The 19,394-nt window shown below is 64.4% G+C and carries 18 protein-coding genes; 7 read left to right on the top strand and 11 right to left on the bottom strand.

Going from position 1 to position 19,394, the window contains the following annotated elements; translation table 11 throughout:
• The first annotated feature begins 55 nt into the window (after positions 1-55).
• Positions 56-664 (top strand): GGDEF domain-containing protein, encoded by a 609-nt coding sequence (locus tag PMI20_RS19625; protein WP_007923657.1) that lies wholly within the window; start codon positions 56-58, stop codon positions 662-664.
• Positions 665-692: 28 nt separating this feature from the next.
• Here the strand turns inward: PMI20_RS19625 and PMI20_RS19620 are convergent, their stop codons facing one another.
• Positions 693-1,163, bottom strand: a complete 471-nt coding sequence (locus PMI20_RS19620) for a MarR family winged helix-turn-helix transcriptional regulator (protein ID WP_087092849.1) — start codon at positions 1,161-1,163, stop codon at positions 693-695.
• Positions 1,164-1,264: 101 nt separating this feature from the next.
• On the opposite strand from PMI20_RS19620, the gene PMI20_RS19615 reads away from it, so the two are divergent.
• The gene (locus PMI20_RS19615) at positions 1,265-1,633 is read left to right on the top strand and encodes an antibiotic biosynthesis monooxygenase family protein (protein WP_007920961.1); all 369 of its coding nucleotides are present in this window, start codon (positions 1,265-1,267) and stop codon (positions 1,631-1,633) included.
• A gap of 97 nt (positions 1,634-1,730) precedes the next feature.
• Here PMI20_RS19615 and PMI20_RS19610 read toward each other — a convergent pair whose 3' ends face one another.
• The 7 genes from PMI20_RS19610 to gloB form a co-directional block, all read right to left on the bottom strand.
• Entirely contained in the window at positions 1,731-3,341 is a 1,611-nt protein-coding gene (locus PMI20_RS19610) for an ABC transporter ATP-binding protein (protein ID WP_007920959.1), read from the bottom strand.
• A gap of 1 nt (position 3,342) precedes the next feature.
• Complete coding sequence (locus PMI20_RS19605) at positions 3,343-4,362, bottom strand: ABC transporter permease (RefSeq protein WP_007920958.1); 1,020 nt, start codon at positions 4,360-4,362, stop codon at positions 3,343-3,345.
• Position 4,363: 1 nt separating this feature from the next.
• A complete protein-coding gene (locus PMI20_RS19600) occupies positions 4,364-5,437 on the bottom strand; it encodes a microcin C ABC transporter permease YejB (protein WP_007920957.1) in 1,074 nt (357 codons plus the stop codon).
• Between the two features lies 1 nt (position 5,438).
• On the bottom strand, positions 5,439-7,292 hold the full coding sequence (locus tag PMI20_RS19595; RefSeq protein ID WP_007920956.1) for an extracellular solute-binding protein: 1,854 nt from the start codon (positions 7,290-7,292) through the stop codon (positions 5,439-5,441).
• A complete protein-coding gene (locus PMI20_RS19590) occupies positions 7,289-9,118 on the bottom strand; it encodes an extracellular solute-binding protein (RefSeq protein WP_007920949.1) in 1,830 nt (609 codons plus the stop codon). The genes PMI20_RS19595 and PMI20_RS19590 overlap by 4 nt, the downstream gene beginning before the upstream one ends.
• A 246-nt stretch (positions 9,119-9,364) precedes the next feature.
• On the bottom strand, positions 9,365-10,819 hold the full coding sequence (locus PMI20_RS19585; RefSeq protein ID WP_007920948.1) for a transglycosylase SLT domain-containing protein: 1,455 nt from the start codon (positions 10,817-10,819) through the stop codon (positions 9,365-9,367).
• 99 nt (positions 10,820-10,918) lie between these two features.
• Positions 10,919-11,686 (bottom strand): hydroxyacylglutathione hydrolase, encoded by a 768-nt coding sequence (gene gloB, locus PMI20_RS19580; RefSeq protein WP_007920947.1) that lies wholly within the window; start codon positions 11,684-11,686, stop codon positions 10,919-10,921.
• A gap of 65 nt (positions 11,687-11,751) precedes the next feature.
• Between gloB and PMI20_RS19575 the strand changes: the two genes are divergently transcribed.
• Complete coding sequence (locus PMI20_RS19575; RefSeq protein WP_007920945.1) at positions 11,752-12,516, top strand: class I SAM-dependent methyltransferase; 765 nt, start codon at positions 11,752-11,754, stop codon at positions 12,514-12,516.
• An 83-nt stretch (positions 12,517-12,599) separates the two neighbouring features.
• Entirely contained in the window at positions 12,600-13,052 is a 453-nt protein-coding gene (gene rnhA, locus PMI20_RS19570) for a ribonuclease HI (protein ID WP_007920943.1), read from the top strand.
• Positions 13,053-13,068: 16 nt separating this feature from the next.
• On the opposite strand, the gene PMI20_RS19565 is transcribed toward rnhA, so the two are convergent.
• On the bottom strand, positions 13,069-14,019 hold the full coding sequence (locus PMI20_RS19565) for a glycerophosphodiester phosphodiesterase family protein (RefSeq protein WP_007920940.1): 951 nt from the start codon (positions 14,017-14,019) through the stop codon (positions 13,069-13,071).
• Between the two features lie 144 nt (positions 14,020-14,163).
• Positions 14,164-14,487, bottom strand: coding sequence for a DUF2388 domain-containing protein (locus PMI20_RS19560; RefSeq protein ID WP_007920935.1), 324 nt, complete (start codon positions 14,485-14,487; stop codon positions 14,164-14,166).
• A 195-nt stretch (positions 14,488-14,682) separates the two neighbouring features.
• Here PMI20_RS19560 and dnaQ point away from each other — a divergent pair, with 195 nt between their 5' ends.
• The 3 genes from dnaQ (at position 14,683) to PMI20_RS19545 (ending at position 18,421) form a co-directional block, all read left to right on the top strand.
• On the top strand, positions 14,683-15,441 hold the full coding sequence (dnaQ, locus tag PMI20_RS19555) for a DNA polymerase III subunit epsilon (RefSeq protein WP_007920934.1): 759 nt from the start codon (positions 14,683-14,685) through the stop codon (positions 15,439-15,441).
• 119 nt (positions 15,442-15,560) lie between these two features.
• Positions 15,561-17,816 (top strand): Orn/Lys/Arg family decarboxylase, encoded by a 2,256-nt coding sequence (locus PMI20_RS19550; RefSeq protein WP_007920932.1) that lies wholly within the window; start codon positions 15,561-15,563, stop codon positions 17,814-17,816.
• A 14-nt stretch (positions 17,817-17,830) separates the two neighbouring features.
• A complete protein-coding gene (locus PMI20_RS19545; RefSeq protein WP_007920929.1) occupies positions 17,831-18,421 on the top strand; it encodes a GNAT family N-acetyltransferase in 591 nt (196 codons plus the stop codon).
• Here PMI20_RS19545 and PMI20_RS19540 read toward each other — a convergent pair.
• Positions 18,418-19,311 carry a LysR substrate-binding domain-containing protein gene (locus tag PMI20_RS19540; RefSeq protein ID WP_007920927.1) on the bottom strand — a complete coding sequence of 298 codons (894 nt, stop codon included), beginning with the start codon at positions 19,309-19,311 and terminating at the stop codon, positions 18,418-18,420. The genes PMI20_RS19545 and PMI20_RS19540 overlap by 4 nt on opposite strands.
• Positions 19,312-19,394: the final 83 nt, after the last annotated feature.

The raw sequence follows: 19,394 nt of genomic DNA, 5'->3' as shown, positions 1-19,394 counted from the left end.
GTCGCAGGCCTCGGCAACTAAGCTCTATAGGTGATACCCGCCAATGGAGTGTGCGATGTTTTCCCCAGACAAGCCTGTCCAGGCACCGAACCCGGTGCCAGCCCCGGAGGCGGACGACCCGTCCCGGCAACTGTTGCGCGATCAGAACCGCCGGGCCGAGCAGGAGCTGGCCGCGGTGCAGGTAGCCAACCTCGATAAACTGACCCTGCTGCCCAACTCGCACGGCTTTGCGGTGCTGGCCGGCGATGCGCTGCAGGCCTGCAAGGACCTGAACTGCCCGGCGACCTTGCTGCTGTTCGATCTTGACGATATCTACCGTATCGCCCGCGCTTACGGGTCGGAAGAAGGCGAGGCGGCGCTCAAGACCTTCGCCGACGGCCTGCGCATCGCCTTTCGCGAAAGCGACGTGGTTGGGCATCTGGAGTACCAGCGTTTCGCGGTGCTGCTGACCGGCTCGGAACGGATGGAAAAGCTGGCGATCATCACCCGCCTGCAGGCCATCCTCGACGAGCGCACCGCCACCCAGCAGTGCATTTACGACATCTGCTTCAGCATCGGCCAGATCGAGTTCGATCCGGCCCGGCCGGCCGATGTGGAAACCTTGCTGGCGGACGCCGACCAGACCATGAGCAGACCGGGCCGCGGGCCGCTGTTCAAGGCGTGAATGTTGGGCCGAGACGCAATACGGCGGGTTATTGCTCGGTGCCAGCCTGCCCTTGGAGCCTGTTTCGCAACTCGGTGATCACGCGCAGGGCCGTTTGAATGTCTTCAACTTCAAGTCCGGCCGACAAATCGTTGACCAGCGGGGTGTACAGGCGGATGGCCTCATTGAAGGCTGCCGTACCCTTGTCTGTCAGCGTCACGAGCTGCGCGCGCCGGTGATGCGGGTTGGGCTGGAAGGTCACCAGTCCTTCCTTCTCCAGATCGTTGACGATGCGCTGGACATTCTGTCGGTTGGCCTCCAGGTCCCGAGCGAGCCAGGCGACCGGCTGCGGGCGCTCTGCCGCCACGATCGCGCCCAGAATCTGCCAGCGGGCGCTGGTCAGCCCGAGGGGGGCGACTATCCGGTCGCCCCAGGCCAGCGTCAGGTTGCTGGCCCGGAACATACTCAGAATGAAGTCGGTCAGGGCAGCCCCGGCGGGGGTGGGTTCAGGTTCGTGCATAACGTCGTTATCCAGACAAAATGATTCTTCAGGGATATTGACATCATGATGTCAATATAGCAATTTGATTGCGAATTCAGCCCTCACACCTGGAGCCTGCCATGTCTCTCATTCGCCCTATGGACCCCGCCTTTCCGATCGATCGCCAGATTACGCTCGAAGCCGCGCCGGTCATCCTGATCAACGTCTTCACCCTGGACCAGGCCGACGAGCCGACCTTCCTGCAGGCCTGGCAAGACGATGCCAGTTTTATGAAGCAACAGCCGGGGTTCATTTCCACCCAGCTGCATCGCGCCATCGGCGAAAGCCCGACCTATCTCAATTACGCGGTCTGGGAGTCCAACGCGCATTTCCGGGCGGCCTTCGTGCATCCGGAGTTCAGGGCCAAGCTTTCGCACTATCCGTCCTCGGCGGTCGCTTCCCCGCATCTGTTCCAGAAGGTCGCGGTACCGGGCATCTGCGTCGCCTAGGCAGCCGATACCTGGCCCAGGTGGTTGCGGCCGTGAGGTGCCTGCCGGTCACTGCTGCATCCGCGCTCGCCGGCCGGTACAGCAGGCCAGCGAGCGCTCATGCCTCGCTGGCCGGCACCAGGAACGCGGCTTCCAGCAACTGCCGGGTGTAGGGATGCTGCGGCGCGGCGAAGATATCTTGCGCGTCGCCCTGTTCCACCACCTGGCCATGCTTGACCACCATCAACTGGTGGCTCAGGGCCTTGACCACCGCCAGGTCGTGACTGATGAACAGGTAGGTCAGGTTGTACTTGGCCTGCAGCTTGCGCAGCAGCTCCACCACCTGGCGCTGCACGGTGCGGTCGAGGGCCGAGGTCGGCTCGTCCAGCAGGATCAGCGCCGGCTTGAGCACCAGGGCGCGGGCGATGGCGATGCGCTGGCGCTGGCCGCCGGAGAACTCGTGGGGGTAGCGGTGCCGGGTTTCCGGGTCCAGCCCCACTTCCTTGAGTGCTTCGATGATCGCCTGTTCCTGTTCGGCGGCGCTGCCGATCTTGTGGATGCGCAGGCCTTCGCCGACGATCTGGCTCACGCACATGCGCGGGCTGAGGCTGCCGAAGGGGTCCTGGAACACCACCTGCATCTCCCGGCGCAACGGCCGCACCTGCTGCTGTGACAGGCCGTCCAGTTGCTGGCCTTCGAAGCGGATGGCGCCCTTGCTGCCGATCAGGCGCAGGATTGCCAGGCCCAGGGTGGATTTGCCCGAGCCGCTTTCGCCGACGATGCCCAGGGTCTGGCCCTGGGGCAGGCTGAAGTTGATGCCGTCCACCGCCTTCACATGGTCGACGGTGTGGCGCAGCAGGCCTTTTTTGATCGGGAACCAGACCTTCAGGTCCTCGACCTGCAACAGCGGCGGGCCGACCACGTTGCTCGCCGGCTTGCCGCTGGGCTCGGCCGCCAGCAGTTCGCGGGTATAGGGATGCTGTGGCGCACGGAACAGTTCTTCGCAGGACGCCTGTTCGACGATGCAGCCGCGCTGCATCACGCAGACGCGGTGAGCGATGCGCCGGACCAGGTTGAGGTCGTGGCTGATCAGCAGCAAGGCCATGCCCAGGCGCGCTTGCAGCTCCTTGAGCAGTTCGAGGATTTTCAGTTGCACGGTGACGTCGAGGGCGGTGGTCGGCTCGTCGGCGATCAGCAGTTCCGGTTCGTTGGCCAGGGCCATGGCGATCATCACCCGTTGCCGCTGGCCGCCGGACAGCTCGTGGGGCAGGGCCTTGAGGCGCTTGTGCGGCTCGGGGATGCCCACCAGCTCCAGCAGCTCCAGGGTGCGCCGGGTGGCGACCTTGCCGATCAGGCCCTTGTGCAGGCCCAGCACCTCGTTGATTTGCTTCTCGATGCTGTGCAGCGGGTTGAGCGAGGTCATCGGCTCCTGGAAGATCATGGCGATGCGGTTGCCGCGAATATGCCGGATGGTTTTTTCTTTCTGGGTCAGCAAATCCTGGCCGGCGTACTGGATGGTCCCGGACGGATGGCGGGCCAGCGGATAGGGCAAGAGGCGCAGGATCGAGTGTGCGGTCACCGACTTGCCGGAACCGCTTTCTCCCACCAGGGCCAGGGTTTCGCCGCGCTTGATGTCGAAGCTGATGCCCTCGACCACCCGTTGCGTGTGGGCGCCAACGCCAAATTCGACGGCGAGGTCGCGGACTTCGATCAGATTGTCCTGATTCATCTCATTTCCTCGGGTCGAAGGCATCGCGAGCGGACTCGCCGATAAATACCAGCAGGCTCAACATGATCGCCAGCACGGCAAAGGCGCTGATGCCCAGCCACGGCGCCTGCAGGTTGGATTTGCCCTGGGCCACCAGTTCGCCCAGGGACGGCGCGCCGGGGGGCAGGCCGAAGCCGAGGAAGTCGAGGGCGGTCAGGGTGCCGATGGCGCCGGTGAGAATGAACGGCATGAAGGTCATGGTCGAGACCATGGCGTTGGGCAGGATATGGCGGAACATGATCGCGCCGTTCTGCATGCCCAGGGCGCGGGCGGCGCGCACGTATTCCAGGTTGCGCCCGCGCAGGAACTCGGCGCGCACCACGTCCACCAGGCTCATCCAGGAGAACAGCAGCATGATCCCCAGCAGCCACCAGAAGTTCGGCTGCACGAAGCTGGCGAGGATGATCAACAGGTAGAGCACCGGCAGCCCGGACCAGATCTCCAGGAAACGCTGCCCGGCCAGGTCGACCCAGCCGCCATAGAAGCCCTGCAGCGCCCCGGCGATGACGCCGATGATCGAACTGAGCACGGTCAGGGTCAGGGCGAACAGCACCGAGACCCGGAAGCCGTAGATCACCCGGGCCAGCACGTCGCGGCCCTGGTCGTCGGTGCCTAGCAGGTTGTCCGCCGAGGGCGGCGCGGGGGCCGGGACTTTCAGGTCGTAGTTGATGCTCTGGTAGCTGAACGGGATCGGTGCCCACAGCACCCAGGCGTCCTTGGCCGCCAGCAGTTCGCGGATGTACGGGCTCTTGTAGTTGGCCTCCAGGGGGAACTCGCCGCCGAAGGTGGTTTCCGGGTAGCGCTTGAGCGCCGGGAAGTACCAACCGTCGTCGTAGTGCACCACCAGCGGCTTGTCGTTGGCGATCAGCTCGGCGCCCAGGCTGGCGCCAAACAGGATCAGGAACAGCCACAGCGACCACCAGCCGCGCTTGTTGGCCTTGAACAGTTCGAAACGCCGGCGATTGAGGGGGGACAGGTTCATCTCAATGCTCCCGGCTTTCGAAGTCGATGCGTGGGTCGACCAGGGTGTAGGTCAGGTCGCCGATCAGTTTCACCACCAGCCCCAGCAGGGTGAAGATGAAGAGGGTGCCGAACACCACCGGGTAATCGCGGTTGATCGCCGCCTCGAAGCTCATCAGGCCCAGGCCGTCGAGGGAGAAGATCACCTCCACCAGCAAGGATCCGGTAAAGAAGATGCCGATGAAGGCCGAGGGGAAACCGGCGATCACCAGCAGCATGGCGTTGCGGAACACATGGCCGTAGAGCACGCGGCGCCTGGTCAGGCCCTTGGCCCGGGCAGTGACCACGTACTGCTTGTTGATCTCGTCGAGGAAGCTGTTCTTGGTCAGCAGGGTCATGGTGGCGAAGTTGCCGATCACCAGGGCGGTCACCGGCAGCGCCAGGTGCCAGAAGTAGTCGAGGATCTTGCCGCCCCAGCTCAGCTGGTCGAAGTTGTTCGAGGTCAGGCCGCGCAGCGGGAACCAGTCGAAATAACTGCCGCCGGCGAACATCACGATCAGCAGGATGGCGAACAGGAACGCCGGGATCGCGTAGCCGACGATGATCGCCGAGCTGGTCCAGACGTCGAAGTGGCTACCGTGGCGGGTGGCCTTGGCGATCCCCAGGGGGATCGACACCAGGTACATGATCAGGGTGCTCCACAGCCCCAGGGAGATCGACACCGGGAGCTTTTCGCGGATCAGGTCGACCACCTTGGCGTCGCGAAAGAAGCTGTCGCCGAAATCCAGGGTCGCGTAGTTCTTGATCATGATCCACAGGCGTTCCGGCGCCGACTTGTCGAAGCCGTACATCTTCTCGATTTCCTTGACCAGGGCCGGGTCCAGGCCCTGGGCCCCGCGGTAGCTGGACCCGGCCACCGAGACTTCGGCGCCGCCGCCGGCGATCCGGCTGGTGGCGCCTTCGAAACCCTCGAGCTTGGCGATCATCTGTTCCACCGGGCCGCCGGGCGCGGCCTGGATGATCACGAAGTTGATCAGCAGGATGCCGAACAGGGTAGGGATGATCAGCAGCAGGCGTCGCAGAATGTAGGCCAGCATCTTATTGCTCCACGCCGTCGGGGGCGGCCTGCGAGTGGGTGTCCGGGGTCACGGCCGGCTTGGCGTCGGGCTTGATCCACCAGGTCTGGATGCCGACGTCGTACTTGGGCGAGACGCTCGGGTGGCCTATGTGATCCCAATAGGCCACGCGCCAGGTCTTGATGTGCCAGTTGGGAATCACGTAGTAGCCCCATTGCAGTACCCGGTCGAGGGCGCGGGCATGGGCCACCAGGCTCTTGCGCGAGTCGGCGTTGATCAGGTCTTCCACCAGGGCATCGATGGTCGGGTCCTTGAGGCCGATGAAGTTGCGGCTGCCGGGGTTGTCGGCGCTGGAGGACTTCCAGTATTCGCGCTGCTCGTTGCCCGGCGAACTCGATTGCGGGAAGCCGCCGACCACCATGTCGAAGTCCCGCGAGCGCAGGCGGTTGATGTACTGGGAAACGTCGACCCGGCGGATCACCAGGTCGATCCCCAGGTCCGCGAGGTTGCGCTTGAACGGCAGCAGCACGCGCTCGAACTCGGTCTGGGCCAGCAGGAACTCGATCACCACCGGCTTGTCCTGGGCGTCGACCATCTTGTCGTCGACGATGCGCCAGCCGGCTTCCTGCAGCAGCTGGTAGGCATGGCGCTGCTGGGCGCGGATCATGCCGCTGCCATCGCACACCGAGGGCTGGAAGGCTTCAGTGAAGACCTGGTCGGGGATCTTGCCGCGCAGCGGTTCGAGAATCTGCAGTTCGTCGGCGTCGGGCAAGCCGGTGGCGGCCATTTCCGAGTTCTCGAAGTAGCTGCGGGTGCGGGTGTAGGCGCCGTTGAACAGTTGCTTGTTGGTCCATTCGAAGTCCAGCAGCAGGCTCAGGGCCTTGCGCACTCGCACATCCTGGAACAGCGGGCGGCGGATGTTGTAGACGAAGCCCTGCATGCCGGTGGGGTTGCCGTTGGGGATCTGTTCCTTGATCAGCCGCCCTTCGCTCACGGCCGGGATGTTGTAGGCGTTGGCCCAGTTTTTCGCGCTGGTCTCCAGCCAGTAGTCGAACTGGCCGGCCTTGAGGGCTTCCAGGGCCACGGTGTTGTCGCGGTAATAGTCGGTGGCCATGACGTCGAAGTTGAACTGGCCGCGGTTGATCGGCAGGTCCTTGCCCCAGTAATCCTTGACCCGCTCATAACGCACCGAGCGTCCGGCCTTGACCTCGACCACCTTGTACGGGCCGCTGCCGAGGGGGATTTCCAGGTTGCCCTTGGAAAAGTCGCGGTGTTCCCACCAGTGCTTGGGCAGTATCGACAGCTGCCCGAGAATCAGCGGCAGCTCGCGATTGTTGGTGTGCTTGAACTTGAACAGCACCTTGAGCGGGTCTTCGGCGATCACGTCCTCGACGTCGGCGTAGTAGCCGCGGTACATCGGCGCGCCGGCCTGCATCAGGGTCTGGAAGCTGAACACCACGTCTTCGGCGCGGATCGGATGGCCGTCGTGGAAGCGCGCCTCGGGGCGCAGGTAGAAACGCACCCAGCTGTTGTCCGGGGCTTTCTCGATCTGTCCGGCAATCAGGCCGTATTCGGTGAAGGGTTCGTCCAGGCTCTGGCGCATCAGGGTGTCGTAGATCAGGCCGATATTGTCCGCCGGCACGCCTTTGTTGATGAACGGGTTGAGGCTGTCGAAGCCGCCGAAGCCGGACTCGCGGAAGGTGCCGCCCTTGGGCGCGTCCGGGTTGACGTAGGCGAAGTGCTTGAAGTTCGCCGGGTACTTCGGCGGTTCGTTGTACAGGGTCAGGGCGTGTTGCGGGGCGGCCTGGGCGAGGCAGGCGATCCCCGTCAGCAGCACGCCGCCGGCCCACGGGAGCAGGGCACGCAGGGGCATCATTGGGCTTTCTCCAGAGACTTCAGCCACCAGGCGCTCAGGCCCAGTTGGTAGGGCGGCGTGGTGACGAAGGCGAACCGGTTGCGGTACGCCAGGCGATGATAGTTGAGGTACCAGTTGGGGATGATGTAGTGCTGCCACAGCAGCACCCGATCCAGGGCCCGACCGGCGGCCAGTTGCTCGTCGCCGCTCTGCGCGGCGAGCAGGCGTTCCAGCAGGTGATCGACGATGGGATTGTTGATGCCCGCATAGTTCTTGCTGCCCTTGACCCCGACCTGGCTGGAGTGGAAGTACTGCCATTGCTCCAGGCCCGGGCTCAGGGTCTGGTTCAGGGTCATGAGGATCATGTCGAAATCGAACTGGTCCAGGCGCTGCTTGTACTGCGCCCGGTCCACGGTGCGCAGGCGCGCGTCGATGCCGATGCTGGCCAGGTTCTCGACGTAGGGCTGGAGGATCCGTTCCAGGTTCGGGTTGACCAACAGCAGCTCGAAGCGCAGCGGCTGCCCGTTGCTGTCGAGCAGGCGCTGGCCGTTGAGCTTCCAGCCGGCTTCGGCGAGCAGGCCCAGGGCCCGGCGCAGGGTCGCCCGCGGGATGCCGCGGCCGTCGGTCTGCGGCAGGCTGAAGGGCTGGGTGAACAGGCTGGCGGGCAACTGCTCGCGGTAGGGCGAGAGCAGCAGCCATTCATGGCCGACCGGCAGGCCCGTGGCGGAGAACTCGCTGTTGGGGTAGTAGCTGGTCGCGCGCTTGTAGGCGCCGCTGAACAGGGTGCGGTTGGTCCACTCGAAATCGAACATCAGGCCCAGGGCTTCGCGCACCTTGCGCTCGGCGAAGATCGCCCGGCGGCTGTTCATGAACAGGCCCTGGGTCTGGGTCGGGATTTGGTGCGCCACCTGGGCCTTGATGATGTCGCCGCGATTGACCGCGGGGAAGTTGTAGCCGTTGGCCCAGTTCTTCGCCTGGTGTTCGATGTAGATGTCGAACTCGCCGGCCTTGAAGGCTTCGAAGGCGACGTCGCTGTCGCGGTAGAACTCCACCGCGACCTTGTTGAAATTGTTGAAGCCGCGATTGACCGGCAGGTCCTTGCCCCAGTAGTCCTTGACCCGCTCGAACAGCAGCGAGCGCCCCGGTTGCACCCGGGTGATGCGGTAGGGGCCGCTGCCCAGAGGCGGCTCGAAGGTGGTGGCCTTGAAGTCGCGATCTTTCCAATAGTGCTGCGGCAGCACCGGCAGTTCGCCCAGGCGCAGGATCAGCAGCGGGTTGCCGGAGCGCTTGAAGACAAAACGAATGCGTTGCGGGCCGAGGATGTCCACCCGCTGCACTTCCTGCAGGTTGGTGCGGTATTGCGGGTGGCCTTCCTTGAGCAGCAGCCGATAGGAAAACGCCACATCGTAGGCGGTGATCGGCTGGCCATCGTGGAAGCGCGCCTCGGGGCGCAGGTTGAACACCACCCAGCTGCGGTCTTCGCTGTATTCGACGGAGCGGGCGATCAGGCCGTAGCTGGAAGTCGGCTCGTCGCCGGACGGCGCGTACTGGCCGGTGCCGACCATCAGCGGCTCGTTCAGCTCGTTGACCCCGTATTGCAGGAAGTTGGGCGTGGAAACCGGGCTGCTGCCCTTGAAGGTGTAGGGGTTGAGGGTGTCGAAGGTGCCAAACGCCATGACCCGCAAGGTCCCGCCTTTGGGCGCGGCGGGATTGACCCAGTCGAAATGGGTGAATTTGGCGGGGTACTTGAGCGTGCCGAACTGCGCGTAACCATGACTTTCAGTGATCGTTGCGCTTGCGGGAAAGCTCAAGGCCAGACTGATTAGGGACAGGAGGAGGGGACGCATCAAGTCAGAGATCCGATCCAGGCGGCTTGGGCTTTGTGCTCCGTACAGTAACAGCTTGTATCGACAGGAAAAAGGCCGCCCCGGGCTGGTCACGACATTTGCTTGTCGCCGCTGGATACAGCGCAATCCGTAGCCGCTGCCGAAGGCTGCGATCGACCGGTACGGTCGCGGCGATCGTCCTGTCGCAGGAGGGCCTGCGGCCCTATCGCAGCCTGCGGCAGCGGCTACAGATAGGGCTCTGGGGGATCAGTGAGGCAGGTAGACGGTCAGCATCTGGCCTGGCTTGAGGGCCTGGCCGGCGCGGGGATTCCAGCGCTTGAGGTGTTGCATCTCGACGTTGAAGCGCTTGGCCACCATGTACAACGAATCGCCTTGCTTGACCTTGTACTGGGTCGACTTCTTGTCGGCGCTGGCGACCAGGGTCTTCTTGCCGGAAGCCTTGGCGCTGGTCTTGCTGCTGGCCTTGGCCCGAGTGTCCTGCATGACCAGGGTCTGGCCGACCTTGAGTTGCTTGCCGCTGAGCTTGTTCCAGCGTTGCAGGTCCTTGACGTCGACCTTGTTGGCCTTGGCGATCTGCGACAGGTTATCGCCACGCTTGACCCGGTAGTTGCGCTTGGCCTGGGCCATTTCGCGACTGTCGGCACCCTCGAACACCGGCTTGAACGAACGCTGGCTGATCAGCTCTTCGGGTTTCATGGTCGACAGGCTGGCGCTCAGCAGTTGCGCCTTGGACGTCGGCACCAGCAGATGCTGGGGACCGTCGATGGTGGTGCGCTGCTTGAAGGCCGGGTTGAGCTGGAACAGCTCGTCTTCGTCGATATTGGCCACCGCGGCGACCTTGGACAGGTCCATGCGCTGGTTGATCTCGACGACCTGGAAGTAGGGTTCGTTGGCGATCGGGTTCAGGTTCACGCCATAGGCTTCCGGCGCCAGCACCACCTGGGACAGGGCCAGCAGCTTGGGCACGTAGGCCTGGGTTTCCGACGGCAGCGGCAGGTTCCAGTAGTCGGTGGGCAGGCCGAGCTTCTCGTTGCGCTCGATGGCCCGGCTGACCGTGCCTTCGCCGGCGTTGTAGGCCGCCAGGGCCAGCAGCCAGTCGCCGTTGAACATGTCGTGCAGGCGGGTCAGGTAATCCATGGCCGCGGTGGTCGAGGCGGTGATGTCGCGACGGCCATCGTAGAAACGGGTCTGGCGCAGGTTGAAGGAACGCCCGGTGGACGGGATGAACTGCCAGAGGCCTACCGCGTCGGCCCGGGAATAGGCCATCGGGTTGTAGGCGCTCTCGATCACTGGCAGCAGGGCCAGCTCCAGCGGCATGTTGCGTTCTTCAAGGCGTTCGACGATGTAGTGGATATAGAGGCTGCCGCGTTCGCTGGCGTTCTCGAGAAACGAGGGATTGCTGGCGAACCACAGGCGCTGCTGTTCGATGCGCGGGTTGACGCCGATGCCTTCCTGCAACTGGAAACCTTCGCGCATGCGCGCCCAGACGTCCTGGGGCAATTGCGGGCTGGGTTTTTCATTCAGCCAGATGGGTTTCTGCTTGATGCGGGCGTTGAAATTCTGGGTGTGCGAAGCGTCGGTTTGCGGGACGTGGCTCGTGCTTTGGCAGCCCGCCAGGGTGGCGGACACAGCCACCGCGATGGCTTGAGCCAACCGCGTCAATGCGTCTGAATTGATGGATTTACGGATAGATGACGACATTGGCTGGAAGTAAGTTCCGGGCAAAAATGTCGGGCGATTCTAGAAAGCGCACCCGGTGCGGTCAACCATTCAGAATTTTCGTACCAACCCGCAACCTGCTTAGAACTTATCTTTCCAAGCCCGCAAGGCAGCAAAAACCGCACTCTGGGCCCGGTTATCGAGGCCATTCCGTTCGTCCGCTTTTTGTTTAACGGATGTTTCACCGGTACGCAGGAAAGGATTGGTGAGCTTTTCCAGGGCCAGGGTGGAGGGCAGGGTCATGCGGCCGTTTTCCCGCAGTTCGCTGACTTTGCGCAGGCGCTCGGCGATGTCCGGGTTATCCGGTTCCACCGCCTGGGCAAAACGCAGGTTGCTCAAGGTGTATTCGTGAGTGCAGTACACCAGGGTGTCCGCGGGCAACGCGGCCAGGCGGCTCAGCGAATGGTGCATTTGCTCCGGCGTGCCCTCGAACAGGCGCCCGCAACCGGCGGCGAACAGGGTGTCGCCGCAAAACAGCAGGCCGTGATGGTAGTAGGCAATATGCCCCAGGGTGTGCCCGGGCACCGCGTAGACGTCGAAGTCCCAGCCAAGGATGCTGGCCCGATCGTTGTCGTTCAGGGCCACGTCGCGCCCCGGGATATTTTCGTTGGCCGGGCCCCAGACCTTGGCGCCGCTGGTTTTTTTCAGCTGTTCGACACCGCCGACATGGTCGTGGTGGTGATGGGTCACCAGGATATCGCTCAGCACCCAGCCCGGATGCTCGGCGAGCCAGGCCTGCACCGGTGCGGCGTCACCCGGGTCGACCACTGCGCAACGCTGATGGCTGTGGTCCTGTAACAACCAGATGTAGTTATCGGTGAACGCGGGCAGGGCACTGATCTGTATCATCGTTGGAGTCGCCAAGCGGAAAACATTGGCGCATCTTAGAACTTCTTGGCGGGTTGGAGAATGCAATGACCGATAAAGCGTTCGCTCAGGCCGATCCTGACTGGCTGGCCCTGATCAGTGCCGCCCGTGAGTGGCTGTCCGGGCCACTGGGGCAATTTCTGCTGGATGAAGAACGGCGCATGCTCGACGACGAGCTGGGGCGCTTCTTCGGCGGCTACCTGGTGCATTACGGCCCATCGGCGCAAACCCCGCCGGCGGCGCCCCAGGTGCAGCGCAATGTCCGCCTGGGCGCGCCGCTGCCCGGCGTCGAGATCGTCTGCGAGGAGCAGGCCTGGCCGCTCAGCGAGCATGCTGCCGATGTGGTGGTGCTGCAGCACGGCCTGGATTTCTGCCTGTCGCCCCACGGCCTGCTGCGCGAAGCCGCCAGCGCCGTGCGACCGGGCGGGCATCTGTTGATCGTCGGTATCAATCCCTGGAGCAGCTGGGGCCTGCGGCATGCGTTCGCCCATGACGCCTTGCGCAAGGCGCGCTGCATTTCCCCGTCGCGGGTCGCCGACTGGTTGAACCTGCTGGGCTTCGCGCTGGAGAAACGCCGCTTCGGGTGCTATCGTCCGCCGCTTGCCTCGGCGGCCTGGCAGGCTCGGTTGGCCGGCTGGGAGCGCAAGGCCGGGGACTGGCAACTGTCCGGCGGCGGCTTCTACCTGCTGGTGGCGCGCAAGATAGTGGTCGGCCTGCGCCCGGTGCGCCAGGTACGCCGCGAGCCGATGGGCAAGCTGGTGCCGCTGCCGATGGCCAAGGTCAACCGCCGGCACAGCGAACCCCCTCTTTAATTCAGCCGGGCCGAACCTGCCCGGCTTGGGCGTTGTCGATCGACGATCGGCAAGCCACAGGTATTTTCGATTGGAAGTCTGGCATGAGCGATAGCGTAGAAATCTTCACCGACGGCGCCTGCAAGGGCAATCCTGGCCCGGGAGGCTGGGGCGCACTGCTGGTGTTCAAGGGCGTGGAGAAGGAACTCTGGGGCGGCGAGGCCAACACCACCAACAACCGCATGGAGCTGATGGCGGCGATCCGCGGTCTGGAAGAGCTCAAGCGCGAGTGCCAGGTGGTGCTGGTCACCGACTCGCAGTACGTGATGAAGGGCATCAACGAGTGGATGGCCAACTGGAAAAAGCGCGGTTGGAAAACCGCGGCCAAGGAGCCGGTGAAAAACGCCGACCTGTGGCAGCAGCTCGATGAGCAGGTCAACCGTCACCAGGTCACCTGGAAATGGGTGCGCGGCCATACCGGCCACCACGGCAACGAACGGGCCGACCAACTGGCCAACCGCGGCGTCGACGAGGTGCGCGGTTACAAGCAGGCCTGATGCGTTGAGCTTGTAGTCAGTTGCAGCGCAGCGGCCGTTCGAGCCGCTGCTTCACTTCCCGCATCGCGCGGGGCGAATCCACCAGCACCGCGTCCATCTTCAGGCAGGCGGCCGCCTGGTAATCCTCGGCCGTATTGATCCCGATCGCCAGCATCCGCACCTTGCCCCGGGACTGGAAGCAATCCACCGCGGCGGGCGTCCACAGCCGGGCATCGACCTTGGAGCGGGCCTCGCCCAGGGTGAAGGCCTCGACCAGTTGCACCGGGCGCCGGTACTCGAAGGCCACCCAACTGTCTGGCGCCGGCGGCGCCGTGCAGCTGTGGGCCAGGGCGACGCTGGCCAGTCGATCCCGGGTGTTGTCCCGGGACTCGAACAGCCGCGCCTGCGGATAGTGCGCGAACGCCTGCTGGTAGCTGGCATCGGTGGAGTAGATCAGCACCCGGTTCCAGGCATGCAGCTGCTCCAGCACCTGGGCGACCGCCTTGGCCTGGGGCGCGGCGGGCAGGGCCTTCATATCGAGAATGACCGGCACCGAGCCGGGGATCGCCGCCAGCGCCTGTTGCAATGAGGGGATGGTCACCGCCTGGGAGCGATAGGGAAAGGTCACCTGGCCATCGGCCGCAGTCTGTTTGAAGTTCCAGCCGGCATTCAGTGTTTGCAACTGCGCCAGGGTTTTCTCGCTGACCGCGCCGGAGGCCGGGGTATTGGCGCTCAGGTCCGCCGGTCGATACAGCACCGGTACGCCGTCGCGGCTCAGTTGCACCGTCAGCCAGAGCATGTCGACGCCGTTGCGCAGGGCGTTGTCGATGGCCAGCAGGGTGTTCTCGGGAAAGTCCGCGGCGCCGGCGCGATGGGCGACGATCAACGGTCGTGGCCCGGCGTCGCTGTCGGTTGCCGGAAGGGAAGAACAGCCACTGATGAAGGCCGCGGCCAGCAGCAGTGGGAGCATCTGTCGAGTCTCGAGCATGGGAGGGCGGTTTCCTGGAAATGAGCGCAAGGCCGGGGGCCAGCCCCCGCCCGCCTGAGTGGGCCGTACGGTAGCGCAATGACCTCGCTCAGTTAAAGAAACGCGTAATGCGCGGGGTGAATTAGTGATCCTGTTCCGGGACGGTCAAAGGGTGAGGATGGCGCTGGCCAGTTGCAGGTCGGAGTATCGTGGGTTGCCGAGTGTCTGGCGAATGTGCCGCATGGCCGCTTCCAGCTGGGCGCCGCGGATCTCGCCGGCGCTGGCGACAAAGGCCGCGGCATCGGTCCTGGCGGCGAGCACGAGTTTGTCGTCCTTGAAGGAGCTGGTGGCTTTCGAACTGCCTTCGGTTGTGCTCAAGGCCAGGCTCATGGTGATGTCGGTGCTGATCACCAGGCTGGTGGCCTGGCCGATGTCGGCGAACAGGCAGGCGCAGAGCAGCAAGGTCAGGCGGGTTTTGCAGGGGGTCATAACAGGGCGAGGTCCGTTGAAAATATCGTCGGGCACCCTAACAAGCCGCCACGCTGCGAACTGCATGAGCTTTGCGAATGATTGTTAAAAACTGCGCACGCCGGGGCCAGGAGAATCCGCCATGCGTGCCATGCCGCGAGAGCGTGCTAAAATCCCGCGCCTTGAAAGACTTCCACCGTTGAGAATTGACCCCTGATGGCCAACAGATCTGTTGTACTCGATACCGAAACCACCGGCATGCCGGTGACCGACGGCCACCGGATCATTGAAATCGGTTGCGTCGAGTTGATGGGACGGCGCCTGACCGGTCGGCATTTCCACGTCTACCTGCAGCCGGATCGCGAGAGCGACGAGGGCGCGATCGGCGTTCACGGCATCACCAACGAGTTCCTGGTGGGCAAGCCGCGCTTCGCCGAAGTCGCCGACGAGTTCTTCGAGTTCATCCAGGGCGCGCAGCTGATCATCCACAACGCGGCGTTCGACGTTGGCTTCATCAACAACGAATTCGTCCTGATGGGCCGCCACGACCGCGCCGACATCACCCAGCACTGCACCATCCTCGACACCCTGTTGATGGCCCGGGAACGCCACCCCGGCCAGCGCAACAGCCTCGATGCCTTGTGCAAGCGCTATGACGTCGACAACTCCGGCCGCGAACTGCACGGCGCCTTGCTCGACTCGGAGATTCTCGCCGACGTCTACCTGACCATGACCGGCGGCCAGACCAGCCTGTCCCTGGCCGGCAACGCCTCGGACGGCAACGGCAGCGAAGGTTCGGGCAACAGTGCCAGCGAAATCCGGCGTCTGTCGGCGGATCGCCAGCGCGGGCGGGTCATTCGTGCCAGCGAAGCCGAACTGGTCGAGCACCAGGTGCGTCTCGAGATCATCGCCAAATCCGCCGGTGCCCCGGCGCTCTGGACCCAGCTGGCCGAAGCCAAGGCCCAGCAGCAGTAGTTGTTCGTGGGCGACCTTTTGTTACAGGAGGTCGTTGACGGGGTTCCGCGCCGGCCCCCGAGCTTCTACCCTGAGGTGATTGGCGGACCCTTGTCCGCCGCCTCAGGATGCCTGGTGCCATGTACAAAGACCTGAAATTCCCCGTCCTTATCGTGCATCGCGACATCAAGGCCGACACCGTCGCCGGCGACCGGGTGCGGGGGATCGCCAGGGAGCTGGAGCAGGAAGGCTTCAGCATCTTTTCCGCGGTGGACTACGCCGAAGGGCGCCTGGTGGCCTCGACCCATCACGGCCTGGCCTGCATGCTGATCGCCGCCGAAGGCGCCGGGGAAAACACCCACTTGCTGCAGAACATGGTGGAGCTGATCCGTCTGGCCCGGGTGCGCGCGCCGAACCTGCCGATCTTCGCCCTGGGCGAGCAGGTGACCCTGGAAAATGCCCCGGCCGACGCCATGAGCGAACTCAATCAGCTGCGCGGCATTCTTTACCTGTTCGAAGACACGGTGCCGTTCCTGGCGCGCCAGGTGGCGCGGGCGGCGCGCAATTACCTCGATGGCCTGTTGCCGCCATTCTTCAAGGCGCTGGTGCAGCACACGGCGGACTCCAACTATTCCTGGCACACCCCGGGGCACGGCGGTGGTGTGGCCTATCGCAAAAGCCCGGTGGGCCAGGCGTTCCACCAGTTCTTCGGCGAAAACACCCTGCGTTCGGACCTGTCGGTGTCGGTCCCGGAGCTGGGTTCGCTGCTCGATCACACCGGGCCCCTGGCGGAAGCCGAGGCGCGGGCGGCGCGCAATTTCGGCGCCGACCACACCTTCTTCGTGATCAACGGCACCTCGACCGCCAACAAGATCGTCTGGCACTCCATGGTCGGTCGCGATGACCTGGTGCTGGTGGATCGCAACTGCCACAAGTCGGTGCTGCACTCGATCATCATGACCGGCGCCATCCCGCTGTTCCTCTGTCCGGAGCGCAACGAGCTGGGGATCATCGGCCCGATCCCCCTGAGCGAATTCAGCCGCGAGTCGATCCAGGCCAAGATCGACGCCAACCCGCTGACCCAGGGCCGGCCGCCCAAGGTCAAGCTGGCGGTGGTCACCAACTCGACCTACGACGGCCTTTGCTACAACGCCGAGCTGATCAAGCAGAGCCTGGGCAACAGCGTCGAAGTGCTGCATTTCGACGAGGCCTGGTACGCCTACGCGGCCTTCCATGAGTTCTTCGAGGGGCGTTACGGCATGGGCACCTCGCGCAGCGCCGACAGCCCGCTGGTGTTCACCACCCATTCCACCCACAAGCTGCTGGCGGCCTTCAGCCAGGCCTCGATGATCCATGTGCAGGACGGCGGCGCCCGGCAGCTGGACCGCGACCGCTTCAACGAAGCCTTCATGATGCACATCTCCACCTCGCCGCAGTACAGCATCATCGCCTCGCTGGACGTGGCCTCGGCGATGATGGAGGGGCCGGCGGGGCGCTCGCTGCTGCAGGAAATGTTCGACGAGGCCCTGAGCTTTCGCCGGGCCCTGGCCAACCTGCGCCAGCACATTGCCGCGGACGACTGGTGGTTTTCCATCTGGCAGCCGGAGCGGGTGGAAGGCATCGACCGGGTCAGCACCGCGGACTGGCTGCTGGAGCCGGAAGGCGAGTGGCACGGGTTCGCCGGGGTGACCGACGACTATGTGCTGCTGGACCCGATCAAGGTCACCCTGGTGATGCCCGGGCTTACCGCCGGCGGTGCCCTGAGCGAGCGCGGGATCCCGGCGGCGGTGGTCAGCAAGTTTCTCTGGGAGCGCGGCCTGGTGGTGGAAAAGACCGGCCTGTATTCGTTCCTGGTGCTGTTTTCCATGGGCATCACCAAAGGCAAGTGGAGCACCCTGCTGACCGAGTTGCTGGAGTTCAAGCGCAACTACGACGCCAACGTCAGCCTCGCCGCCTGCCTGCCGAGCATCGCCCAGCAGGACATGGCGCGCTACCAGGGCATGGGCCTGCACGATCTGTGCGATCAGTTGCATGCCTGCTACCGCAGCAATGCCACGGCCAAGCACCTCAAGCGCATGTACACCGTGCTGCCGGAGGTGGCGATGAAGCCCGCCGACGCCTACGATCAGTTGGTGCGGGGCGAGGTCGAGGCCGTGTCCATCGATGCCCTCGCCGGGCGGGTGGCGGCGGTGATGCTGGTGCCGTACCCGCCGGGTATTCCCCTGATCATGCCGGGCGAGCGCTTCACCGAGTCGACCCGCTCGATCATCGATTACCTGGCTTTCGCCCGTACGTTCGATAGCAGCTTTCCCGGCTTTGTCGCGGATGTGCATGGATTGCAGCATGAAGACGAAGGCAATGGGCGGCAGTACACCGTCGATTGCATCAAGGTTTGAGGACGTTTCCCGCTATGCAGCCAATGATCAATCCCAAGTACCCCGGCCTGTCGGTGCGCGTTGCCGACGACGGTTTCGCCGCGTATGTCTGGGGCAGCGATTTCAGCTTCGAAGTCAGCGCCTATGCCCAGGCACAGAGCGAGCAGGTGGTGGCCAAGTGGCCGTTGCACCCCATTACCCCGTACCGCAAGTGCTACGGCATCGACCCCGAAGAGTTCAGCAGCTATCGCGATGCCGCCGACAGCGCGGTGTTCATGGCCTACCTGGACGACGAGCCGGTCGGCCATGTGGTGGTCAGCACCAACTGGAACGGCTACGCCCATATCGACGAGCTGGCGGTGCACGCGCCGGCGCGGCGCCACGGGGTGGCCAAGGCCTTGCTGGATGTGGCGCAGTTCTGGAGCCGCAAGAAAAAACTGCCGGGCATCATGCTCGAGACCCAGAACAATAACCTGGGGGCCTGCCGCTTGTACGAGCGCTGCGGTTATGTGGTCGGCGGCATCGATCACCTGCGTTACCGCGGGATCGATCCGACCACGGCCGAGGTGGCGATTTTCTGGTATCGGCTGTTCAACGACGAGCTGGCGCGGCAAGCCGGGGCCTAGCCGGCCAGCATCCCTTCAGCCTTTTCCGTGAGGGTTTCCAGCAGCGCTTCCAGGGTTGGCGAGGATGGACTGCCGCCGCGGGTCAGCGCATAGAGGGTGACCGGGATCGGTGGCGACAGCGGGCAGACGTCCAACCCGCCTTCGCGCGCCCCGAGGGCGGTGAAGGGGTCGACAATCGCCAGGCCTTCGCCGGCCTCGACCATGCTGCGCATCATCTGGTGGGTTTGCACCCGGGTGTGGATGGTCGGGCTCGGGCGCAGGTTCTGCAGCTTGCTGTCCAGGGCCACGCTCAGCGGGTCCTGGCCTTCCAGGCCGACCATGGCCTGGCCCGCCAGGTCCTGCAGGGAAATGTACTTCTGCTTCGGTTGCAGCCAGCCGTGGGGCGCCAGCAATTGCAGCTTGCCCTGGGCCAGGGCCACGCACTGGATATCGGGGTGATCGGGGTTGTGCAGGCTCAGGCCCAGGTCGCCTTCGCGCAGCAGCAGGCTCTTGACCATGTCGCGGGTGGCCTGGCTGGCGAGGTGGCACGGGGTGTCGGGAAAACGCCGGCGCAGGGCGGCGATGCTCTGCGGCAACAGCTGCTGGGCCAGGGGCGGGGTGCCGATGATGCGCAAGGGCGGCGCCTGGTATTGCTTCAGGCTGTCGGCCAGGCGTTGCACCGGTTCGAAGGCGTCATACAGGGTGGCGATCGCCGGCTGTAGCTCGCGGGCCTCGCGGGTGGCTTGCAGGCGTCCGCGAACACTGGCGAAGAGCATGAAGCCCGATTGGCTTTCGGCGTCGCGCAGGATCGTTTCCACCTCGGCCACCGGCAATTGCAGCAGCTCGGCGGCCGTGCCCAGGTGTCCGGTTTGCAGGAGCGCCTGAATCACTTCGATATGACGTAAACGCATGCTTGAAGTCCATGTCCAGCCGGTGGGGGATTCACACTGAATCCTAACCCATGTCCGCGCCTATGACTTCTGCTCATAACGGT

The organism is Pseudomonas sp. GM17 (assembly GCF_000282175.2).
Lineage (GTDB): Bacteria > Pseudomonadota > Gammaproteobacteria > Pseudomonadales > Pseudomonadaceae > Aquipseudomonas > Aquipseudomonas chlororaphis.
Note: the sequence above shows the minus strand (reverse complement) of the source record. Positions and strands in the feature narration are given on the sequence as shown.